Origin of the sequence: Novosphingobium sp. Chol11 (assembly GCF_945870625.1) — a bacterium.
In the GTDB taxonomy this organism is placed as follows: domain Bacteria; phylum Pseudomonadota; class Alphaproteobacteria; order Sphingomonadales; family Sphingomonadaceae; genus Novosphingobium.
In genome coordinates this window covers 1-9,647 of sequence record NZ_CAMBTS010000116.1, presented here as the reverse complement: position 1 = coordinate 9,647, position 9,647 = coordinate 1, and the positions used below count along the sequence as shown (strand labels likewise).

Here is a 9,647-nt window from a genome sequence, read left to right as displayed (position 1 = left end):
CCAAGCGAGGAAGAGTGCGCGGCGAATGAACAGGGCGAGCGTAACCAGCATGGATACACGCTAACACCGATCTGCCGGTCCGCAATGAGGTGTCATCCAGACAGGCCAATTTCGTCCCCAAGTTGGCAAAACCCTCCTTCCCCCTCGATGGGGGAAGGATGCCGCAGCTTGTGGACGCAATCCGTTAGCGCAGGCTGGATTGGGGTGGCTTGGCGCGGCGCATGGCCTCTCACCCCCATCCAACTTCGGCTAGGCAGACAAGTTGCCAAGCCTTCGTATCCTTCCCCCATCGAGGGGGAAGGGGTGTGCTGCGTTAGCGCTCACAGCACCTCGAACAGGCCCGCGGCGCCCATGCCGCCGCCGACGCACATCGTGACCACGACATATTTTGCGCCGCGCCGCTTGCCTTCGATCAGGGCGTGCATGGTGCAGCGGGCGCCGGTCATGCCGTAGGGGTGGCCGATCGAGATCGAGCCGCCGTTGACGTTGAGCAGTTCATCAGGGATGCCGAGCTTGTCGCGGCAATAGAGCACTTGCACGGCGAAGGCTTCGTTCAGCTCCCACAGGCCGATGTCGTCCATCTTGAGGCCAAAGCGGCCGAGCAGCTTGGGGATCGCGAAGACCGGGCCGATGCCCATTTCGTCGGGCTCGGTGCCGGCAGGCGCCATGCCGACATAGCGGCCGAGCGGGGTGAGGCCCTTGGCCGCCGCGACGGCGGCTTCCATCACCACGACCGCTGCCGAACCGTCGGACAGCTGGCTGGCGTTGCCGGCGGTGATGATGCCGCCTTCGATCACTGGCTTGAGCGCTTGCAGGTTCTCCAGCGTGGTCGAGGGGCGGTTGCCTTCGTCCTTGGCGAGGGTCACGTCGTGCATCGTGATCTCGCCGGTTTCCTTGTTCTGTACGCCCATCGAGGCCTCGCAGGCGACGATCTCGTCGTCGAACTTGCCTGCGGCTTGCGCGGCGGCAGTGCGCTGCTGCGATTGCAGGGCATATTCGTCGCAGGCTTCGCGGCTGATGGCGTAGCGCGCGCCGACCGTTTCGGCGGTTTGCAGCATCGGCATGTAGACATTCTTGTGCATCTCAACCAGGCTGCGATCCGGGGCGACGCGCATTTCCTTGGTCTGGACGAGGCTGATCGAATCCTGGCCGCCTGCGGCGACGACGTCCATGCGGTCGATGATCACCTGCTTGGCGGCAGTGGCGATGGTCATCAGGCCCGAGGAGCACTGGCGGTCCATGCTTTGGCCTGAGACGGTGACCGGGAGCCCTGCGCGCAGCGCGACCTGGCGGGCGATGTTGCCGGCCTGGGTGCCCTGTTGCAGCGCGCTGCCCCAGATCACGTCATCGACTTCGCCGCCGTCGATCCCGGCGCGCTCAATGGCGGCTTTGAGCGACAGCGCGCCGAGCGTCGGCCCGGGGGTGGCATTGAATGCGCCCTTGTAGGCACGGCCGATGGGGGTGCGGGCGGCAGAAACGATGACGCCATCACGCATGGGTGTTCTCCTGAGGGTTCTGGGTAATGGGATTCCCGCCAAAGCGGTCGCGGAGTTCCCGCTTCAAGACTTTGCCGATGGGGCTGCGCGGCAGTTCGTCCACGACTTCGATCGCGCTGATCCGCTGGGTCTTGCCCAGACGGCTGTTGGCATCGGCGAGGATCGCCTGCGGATCGGCGGCGGGATCGGCCAGTACGACCACCGCGAGCGGGGTTTCGCCCCAGCGGTCCGAGGGCACGCCGACGACCGCAGCCTCGCGCACGGCGGGCTGGCGCGTGAGTTCGGCTTCGAGGTCGGTGGGATAAATGTTGAAGCCGCCCGAAATGATCATGTCCTTCGAGCGGTCCATCAGGATCAGGAACCCGTCCTCGTCGAACCGGCCGACATCGCCGTGGCGCAGATAGCGGTGCCCCTCGGCGTCGAACCATTCCATCTCGCGCGTCTTGTCGGGCTTGCCGTGGTAGCCGTTCATCATCAAGGGCGAGCGGCCCACGATTTCGCCCATAGCGCCGGGCGGCAGTTCGTTTCCGTCCTCGTCGATGATCTTGATCACATGGCCGGGCGAGGGCGGGCCGACGGTGTGGAGCTTGTCGGGGAACTTGTGCGCAATCAGCGTGGTCGTCGCGCCGCCTTCGGTGAGGCCGTAGCCCTCGACCAGCCCGCCCGGCCAGCGCGCGAGCACGTCTGCCTTGAGCCATGCGGGGAACGGCGCGGAGGTGCAGGTCTTGAGGCGGTAAGACTCCAGATCGAAGCTATCGAAATCGGGCAGTTCCATGATCCGGCGATATTGCACCGGCACGAGCATGGCGTTGGTCACGCGTTCGCGCTGCGACAATTCGAGGAAGCCGCGCGCGTCGAACTTTTTCATCAGCACCACTTTGCCCGCAGCAGTGAGCGTGGGCAGGAAGCTGACCAAAGTGGTGTTCGAATAGAGCGGGGTCGAGCAGATCGTCGCGGTGTCGTCGTCATAGCCCGAGACGATGGCGCGCCGGGCATATTCGTGGCGCATCTGGTGGCTTTGCACGATGCCCTTGGGGCTGCCGGTGGTGCCTGAGGAATAGATGATGTTGAACGGATCGGCGGGCTGCGGCGGGCGCTCTTCGGGCACGGCTCCGGCGGCGGCGATCCAGCTGGAAAACGCTTCGCCCGCATCGCTGTCATCGAGCGCGATGCGTTTGACATGCGCGGGGAAGGGCAGGCCCGCAAGCCCTGCGGCCATAGCGGCATCGAGGAACAGCACGCGGCTGGTGCTATCGGCCAGCATCGCCAGCACGGTGGCGGGGGCAGCGGTGGACGTGAGCGGTGCGGCGACCGCACCGGCGCGCAATGCGCCCAGAAAGGCGAGCGCGGTGGGCACCGCATTGGACGCCGCGATGGCCACCGGCTCGTTGGCCTCGACCCCTTCGCGCTGGAGCGCGGCGGCAACCCGGTCCAGCATGGCATCGAGCCCGGCCCACGAGAGCTGGGTGGTTTCATCCGCCAGCGCGGTCGCCGCGCCGCGCCGCGCGGCGTGAACGCGCAGGATCGTGCTGAGCGGCACGAACTCTGGCTCGACGATGTCCTCGATCCGCATTTTCGCCGGCCCTAGCGGAAGGTTTCGTCGGACGCCGCCAGACTTGCCAGCAGCGGCGCGACCGGGAGGCCATGTTGCTCAAGGCCAGCGGCGACCACGGCGAGCCCGATGTGATTGGCCCAGTACATCGGCCCGCCGGTCCAGGCCGGCCAGCCATAGCCATTGAGCCAGACGGTATCGATGTCCGACGCGCGCTGCGCGATGCCTTCGTCAAGGATCAACGCGCCTTCGCTGACCATGGGATAGAGCAGGCGCTCACGGATCTCGTCCTTGCTGATGGCGCGCTGCGCTTTGCCTTCCTTGGCAGCGAACTCTGCGATCAGCGCCTTGGTTTCATCGGAGGGGCTGCGCTGGCGGCTGTCGTCGTAATCGTAAAAGCCCTTGGCGGTTTTCTGCCCCCAGCGCCCGGCGGCGCAAAGCGCATCGCGCAAGCTTTCGATGCGGGCGGGATCGCGGTGCCAGCCGATATCGAGCCCGGCGAGATCGGCCATCTGGAACGGCCCCATCGGAAAGCCGAATTCGAGCAGGGCGTCGTCGACATCCCAATAGTTCGCGCCTTCCATCAGCATGGCGTTGGCCTGCTGCTGGCGCGGGCTGAGCATGCGGTTACCGATGAAGCCGTGGCACACGCCCGACACCACCGGCACTTTGCCGATCTTGACCGCCAGCGCCATGACGGTAACGAGTTCGGCAGCGCCGGTTGCCTTGCCGCGCACCACTTCGAGCAGCTTCATCACATTGGCAGGCGAGAAGAAATGCATGCCGAGCACGCTGGCCGGGCGGCTGGTGCAGGCGGCAATCGCATCGACATCGAGGTAGCTGGTGTTGCTGGCCAGAATCGCGCCGGGCTTGGCAATGGCATCGAGCCGGCCGAACACGTCTTTTTTGACGTCCATGCTTTCATAGACCGCCTCGATCACCAGATCGGCTCCCGCGAGCGCGGCGAAATCGAGCGTCGGGGTGAGCCGCGCCATCGCGGCTTCGGCAGCGGCGGCGTCCATCTTGCCGCGCTTTACGGTGTTTTCGTAATTGCGGCGCATCGTCGCCACGCCGCGATCGAGCGCTTCCTGCGTCATTTCGATGATCGCGACCGGAATTCCCGCCGTCAGAAAATTCATCGTGATGCCGCCGCCCATGGTGCCCGCACCGATCACGCCGACCTGCGCGATGGGGAGGAGCGCGGTGTTTGCGGGAATATCATCGACCGTGGCGGCGAGGGTGCGCGCGGTGTCGATGTGCGCTTTGGCACCAGGAATCGGTTCAGACATGTTCAGCCTCTCTGCGTGCGTTTGATCTTTTTATTTGGGAGAGCGTAGGCCAGCCCTGCCGGGTCGGCAAGTTGCATGGACTGCACAGGAATTATCCGAAAACCGCAACGGATTGCAGCCCGCGCATGACCTCGCGGCCATCGGTGTTCCACATCCGCAAGGTCTCGCTGCTGAAACCGCAGTCCATGAAGTTCGAGGATGTTTCGAGCAGCCACCAGCCGTCGCGCGTTTGCGGTGCATTGCCCAGCGGGGTGAGCGCCCAGTTGATCGAGCTGATCGGGCCGCGCCGCTCCATCGCGCGCATCGAACCGGGCGGCAGGGTATCGCCGATGGCGATGAGCTCGCCCAGCGGATCGAGCCCGCCGCGCTCTTTCAGCCGCACCCAGCGCCGGATCACCGCGCCGCGCGGGGCCGCCCCGACGGGATCTTTGGGCAGGGCGCGCCGCACATCCATGCGCAGGATGAAATCGGGCACGAACTCCTGCGCGTCCAGAGGCGGGGCGTCTTCGGGCGGGAGCAACGCGGGCTCCGCTGCCGGTTCCACCGCGCCATTGGCGTCGCGTGCGGGGCCGAACAGCCAGATTGTGCGGTGCGCCAGCGCGCCTGCGCAATAGAGGCTGGTCTCGACATGGCTGATGTTGCGCCCGCTGCGCAGCATGGTCGCTTCGATCTCAAGCTGTTCACCGACCGGCGCGATGAACCCGATCTGCCCGGCGCGCAGCGGGCCAAGATCAGGAAACTGGCGGCGCGCGGCGGCATAGGCGAGGAACGAAGATGCCCCGCCGTACATCGTGCGGCCCTGAAGCCAGCCTTGTGCGCCATCGAGGTGATAGCGCCCGCCGAGCGGCGCGAGCCGCGCCGCCATCGCGCCAAGGCCCATTGCGGCCTCGTCTGGGGCGGCCTGGTCTGGCGCGCCTGTTATTCCGGGGGTGTCCATGCCGTTCTCCCAGCGCGCGCAAAGCGCGAATCCATGCTGAGATTAGCGCTAAAGGATTTGCTGCGCAGCGAAAAGCGGGGCATCCGGGAGGAAGGCAGCGCGGGCAGGAGCGCCTTGCCGCATGACGCTACGGCATCTCGAAAAGCGGCAGAGCAGGCAGCGCGAAACTTTTTTCGCGCTGCGCCAGCGATCAGAAGCGAAAGCCCACCGAAATGGCATAGGCTACGGCGGCAGCGGCGGCGACCCCGACGAGCGCGCGCCACGACAGCCCCAAGCCGACCGCCGCCGCCGCCGCATCGGGGGGGAGGCTTGCGCTCTGCCGCTTGCCGGTGATCATCGGGGTGATGAGATCGGTTTTCAGCCAGAAGCGGTAGACCATGATCGCCGCGATATGGACGGCGACGACCGCCAACGCGATGTTGAACACAAGGTGGTGGAGCTTCGCCGCCGCGCGGCCGGTTTCAAAGCTGACGTAATCGGACAGCGGACCCGATTCGATCCCATCGACATCGACGGCAAACAGACCGGCGGCGACCTGGACCACAAGCGCCGCGAGCATCAGCATCACGCTCCATCCGCCGATAGGATTGTGGCCGACTTTGGCGACATAGGGCCGTTGCGCCAGCGACCGGGCATAAGTCAGCGCCGCGCCGGGGCCGCGCACGAACGCGGCAAAGCGCGCGGTGCTGGTGCCCGCAAAGCCCCAATACAGGCGAAACACCAGCAGCGCGAGCACTGCGTAGCCCGACCAGCGATGCCAATCCATGTCGTGGTTCTCGCCGCTCCACCACGAGAACGCGAACAGCCCGACGATCAGCCAATGAAAAAGCCGGACGGGCAGATCCCAGACCCGGATCGGGCCCGGGACCCGCGCCTGCGCTTCGGCCATATTACTCGTCTTCGGCGCGATACTTGCGGTGGCAGGCCCCGCAGGTCCCGCCGGTTGCCTTCAGCTGGGCGCCGATGGCGGCGGCGTTACCGGCCTTGGTGACGGCGACCAATTTGGTCGATTCGTTAACGAGCTGGCGCATCTTGGCGTCGAAATCGGCCTTGTCGGTCCAGATCGCGGGCAGCGCTTCGGTTTCGACGCCGCTTCCCGGGCCGGTGCCGAGGGGGAACATCCGGCCCTGACGGCGTGCGTTGCTGGCAATGACTTGCGCCGCGCCGTACATGGCCGGCTGCGACGGTGCCGAGCTTTTCAATTGATCGCTCAGGATCTTCATCGCCTTGCCCATTTTCTTGAAGTTCGCCTGCCGCGCGGCGATGGTCGCCGTGACGGAGGGCGGGGCGGCGGCATCGGCCAGCGTGGCGGCGGTGAGCGCCAGGACGGCAAAGGGAAGGATCGTGAAGGAGCGCTTGGCGGTCATCGTGGGTTCCTGCTCGTCTGGAAGAGAGACGCCATGGTTTTGCCGATCCGCCCGCGCCGTGGCAAGCACCGTTTGCGCTTTGCCAGCGCGGGGCGGCGTCAGGTGTCTGCCTCGCGCTGCAGCCGCGCCGCCACCGCCGCGCAAACGAAGAGCTGGAGCTGGTGAAAGACCATCAGCGGCAGCACGATGATGCCGACTTGCGCCGCCGGAAACAGCGCGCCCGCCATCGGCACGCCCGAAACGAGGCTTTTCTTGGAGCCGGCAAAAAGCAGCACCACCGCATCTTCGCGCGGCAGCCCGGCGGCGCGGGCGGCGAGCACCATGGCCCCCATCACCAGCGCCAGCATGACCGCGCTGGCCGCCAGCAGTTCGGCGAGATCGGTGGCGCTCACCCGGTTCCAGATGCCTTCGACAACAGCAGCGCTGAACGCGGAATAGACCACCAGCAGGATCGAGGTGCGATCCACCGGCTGGAGCAGCTTTTTATGGCGATCGATCACGCCGCCGATCAGCGGGCGCAGCAGATGCCCGGCCAGAAAGGGCACGAGCAGCTGCAACAGGATCGTGCGCACCGAATGCCACGGTGAAACCTGCGCGCCGCGCTGCACCGCCATAAGCAACGCGACCAGCAGCGGGGTGAAGACGATGCCGAGCACGTTGGACAGCGAGGCGCTGCACACCGCAGCAGCGACATTGCCGCGCGCGATCGAGGTGAAGGCAATCGAGGCCTGCACCGTGGAGGGCAGCAGGGTGAGGAACAGCAGCCCCGACAGCAGCAGCGGATTGGCCCAGCCGCGCATCAACGCCACCAGCAGGAGGCCAACCGCGGGAAACAGCACATACGTCGAGGCGAGGGTGAGCACATGAAGCCGCCAGTTGCCCGCGCCCTGAACAATGGCGGCGCGCGAGAGCTTCGCGCCGTGCATGAAAAACAAGAGGGCGATGGCGACATTGGCGGCGTTCGCGGCCCAGATGGCCGCCGCGCCGCGCACCGGAAACAGCGTGGCCGCCGCGACCACGCCGAGGAGCAGGAGGAGAAACGGATCCCAGAACAGGAACACACGAAGGGACCGCAGCATGCGCATCCCCTTGCCCTGCACGGCCGCGCGGTTCCAGCACAATCTCATGCGGGCGGCGGATGCGAGGGTTGATGTGGCTTGCCGTTCGCGGGCATAGCGACGCGAGCGCAGCATTCTAGGCACAACATCGGCAGCAGGTGGTCCCGAGCATGAACCCAGAACAGAGCGAACCCTGGTGGAAGGGCGCGGTGATTTATCAGATTTACCCGCGCAGCTTCATGGATGCCAATGGCGATGGCATCGGCGATCTGCCGGGGATCACCGCGCGGCTGGACCATGTTGCCTCGCTAGGGGTGGACGGGATCTGGCTTTCGCCGTTCTTCACCTCGCCGATGCGCGATTTCGGCTACGACATTGCCGATTATCGCGGGGTCGACAGCATTTTCGGCACGCTGGCGGATTTCGACGCGATGTGCGCGCGCGCGCATGCGCTGGGCCTCAAAGTGATCATCGATCAGGTCTATTCGCATACCTCGGACCAGCATGCGTGGTTTGAGCAAAGCCGGGCGAGCCGCACCGGGCCGCGCGCCGACTGGTATGTGTGGGCCGATGCCAAGCCCGATGGATCGCCGCCGTCGAACTGGCAATCGGTGTTTGGCGGGGCGGCGTGGACGTGGGATGCGCGGCGCGGGCAGTATTATCTGCACAACTTCCTGAGCACGCAGGCCGATCTCAATGTGCACAATCCGGCGGTGCAGGAGGCGCTGCTCGATGTGGCGCGGTTTTGGCTGGACCGGGGGGTGGATGGGTTCCGGCTCGATGCGATCAACTTTGCGATGCACGATCTGGCGCTGACCGACAATCCGCCCCGGCCCGAGGGGGAAGGGCGGCGGACGCGGCCGTTCGATTTCCAGCTGCATGTTTACAACCAGTCGCACCCCGGCATCGTCCCGTTCCTTGAGCGGCTGCGCGGGGTGATCGACGGATATCCGGGCGACCGCTTTACCGTGGCCGAAGTGGGCGGCGATGAGGCGGACGCGGAGATGAAAGCGTTCACCGCAGGCGATACGCGGCTCAATAGCGCTTACGGCTTCGATTTTCTTTATGCCGAGAAGCTGAGCGCCGCGCTGGTGCGCGAGGTGATCGGGGGCTGGCCAGGGACGGCGGGGGAGGGGTGGCCAAGCTGGGCCTTTTCCAACCACGACGCGCCGCGCGTGATTTCGCGCTGGGCCGCGCCGGAACACGGCGATGCGATGGCGCGGCTATGCCTGCTGCTGCTGTTTTGCCTGCGCGGGAATATCTTTCTCTATCAGGGCGAGGAACTGGGCCTGCCGCAGGCCGAAGTGCCGTTCGAACGGTTGCAGGACCCGGAGGCTATTGCCAATTGGCCGCAGACGCTGGGCCGCGACGGCGCGCGCACCCCGATGCCGTGGGCGGGGCCAGCGGCGGCGGCGAGGGCGGCGCATGGCGGGTTTTCGCGCGCCGAGCCATGGCTGCCGATGCCCGACGTGCATCTCGATCTGGCGGTCGATGTGCAGGAGCGCGATGCCGCCTCGGTGCTGAACCTGACGCGCCAGCTTGCGGCGCTGCGCCGCGCGAGGCCGGAGCTGCGGATCGGAGATTTTGCGCCGATCGAAACGCCCGAGCCGCTGCTGGTATTCGACCGGAGCACGCAGGCGGGGGCGCTGCGCTGCGTGTTCAATCTGGGAGATGCGCCGCTCGATCATGCGCTGGAGGCCGGCTGGCGGGTGATCATGGCGGTGAACGGGGCCGGCGTCGGCGCGTCCTTGCCGCCGCGTTCAGGGATGATTGCTGAGCGGGTGGAATAGGCGCTTGCCGCGCCGCGATCCTGTTGGATTCGGATTTCGGGCGCACGGGTGCGGCGTCTGGGCAGAGGGGGGATCGCGCGACCGGTGCGGCGCCTGCACTGGCGCTGCGGGGAGGGCGTCGTGTTCTGCTTAGGGTGCGAGTGGCCGGGAGGGCAGAT

Annotated in this window: 7 protein-coding genes and 1 pseudogene; 1 reads left to right on the top strand and 7 read right to left on the bottom strand. The window is 66.4% G+C overall.

Going from position 1 to position 9,647, the window contains the following annotated elements:
• Positions 1-320 precede the first annotated feature (320 nt).
• The 7 genes and pseudogenes from Q0O40_RS14080 to Q0O40_RS14050 all read right to left on the bottom strand — a co-directional run bounded on the left by Q0O40_RS14080 (position 321) and on the right by Q0O40_RS14050 (position 7,720).
• On the bottom strand, positions 321-1,496 hold the full coding sequence (locus tag Q0O40_RS14080; protein ID WP_295531176.1) for an acetyl-CoA C-acyltransferase: 1,176 nt from the start codon (positions 1,494-1,496) through the stop codon (positions 321-323).
• A complete protein-coding gene (locus Q0O40_RS14075) occupies positions 1,489-3,069 on the bottom strand; it encodes a class I adenylate-forming enzyme family protein (RefSeq protein WP_295531173.1) in 1,581 nt (526 codons plus the stop codon). Before Q0O40_RS14075 ends, Q0O40_RS14080 begins: the two co-directional genes overlap by 8 nt.
• An 11-nt stretch (positions 3,070-3,080) precedes the next feature.
• Positions 3,081-4,283, bottom strand: a pseudogene (locus Q0O40_RS14070) (3-hydroxyacyl-CoA dehydrogenase NAD-binding domain-containing protein); the annotation flags it as partial.
• Between the two features lie 145 nt (positions 4,284-4,428).
• The gene (locus tag Q0O40_RS14065; RefSeq protein ID WP_295531170.1) at positions 4,429-5,274 is read right to left on the bottom strand and encodes a thioesterase family protein; all 846 of its coding nucleotides are present in this window, start codon (positions 5,272-5,274) and stop codon (positions 4,429-4,431) included.
• 190 nt (positions 5,275-5,464) lie between these two features.
• The gene (locus tag Q0O40_RS14060; protein ID WP_295531167.1) at positions 5,465-6,163 is read right to left on the bottom strand and encodes a cytochrome b/b6 domain-containing protein; all 699 of its coding nucleotides are present in this window, start codon (positions 6,161-6,163) and stop codon (positions 5,465-5,467) included.
• A gap of 1 nt (position 6,164) precedes the next feature.
• Entirely contained in the window at positions 6,165-6,641 is a 477-nt protein-coding gene (locus tag Q0O40_RS14055) for a cytochrome c (protein ID WP_295531164.1), read from the bottom strand.
• A gap of 98 nt (positions 6,642-6,739) precedes the next feature.
• Positions 6,740-7,720 carry a bile acid:sodium symporter family protein gene (locus Q0O40_RS14050; protein WP_295531161.1) on the bottom strand — a complete coding sequence of 327 codons (981 nt, stop codon included), beginning with the start codon at positions 7,718-7,720 and terminating at the stop codon, positions 6,740-6,742.
• 149 nt (positions 7,721-7,869) lie between these two features.
• On the opposite strand from Q0O40_RS14050, the gene Q0O40_RS14045 reads away from it, so the two are divergent.
• Complete coding sequence (locus Q0O40_RS14045; RefSeq protein ID WP_295531158.1) at positions 7,870-9,489, top strand: alpha-amylase family glycosyl hydrolase; 1,620 nt, start codon at positions 7,870-7,872, stop codon at positions 9,487-9,489.
• Positions 9,490-9,647: the final 158 nt, after the last annotated feature.

Coding starts and splice junctions, on each gene's coding strand:
- Q0O40_RS14080 (WP_295531176.1), bottom strand. CDS start 1,496: ATGCGTGATGGCGTCATCGTTTCTGCCGCCCGCACCCCCATCGGCCGT.
- Q0O40_RS14055 (WP_295531164.1), bottom strand. CDS start 6,641: ATGACCGCCAAGCGCTCCTTCACGATCCTTCCCTTTGCCGTCCTGGCG.
- Q0O40_RS14060 (WP_295531167.1), bottom strand. CDS start 6,163: ATGGCCGAAGCGCAGGCGCGGGTCCCGGGCCCGATCCGGGTCTGGGAT.
- Q0O40_RS14050 (WP_295531161.1), bottom strand. CDS start 7,720: ATGCTGCGGTCCCTTCGTGTGTTCCTGTTCTGGGATCCGTTTCTCCTC.
- Q0O40_RS14045 (WP_295531158.1), top strand. CDS start 7,870: ATGAACCCAGAACAGAGCGAACCCTGGTGGAAGGGCGCGGTGATTTAT.
- Q0O40_RS14075 (WP_295531173.1), bottom strand. CDS start 3,069: ATGCGGATCGAGGACATCGTCGAGCCAGAGTTCGTGCCGCTCAGCACG.
- Q0O40_RS14065 (WP_295531170.1), bottom strand. CDS start 5,274: ATGGACACCCCCGGAATAACAGGCGCGCCAGACCAGGCCGCCCCAGAC.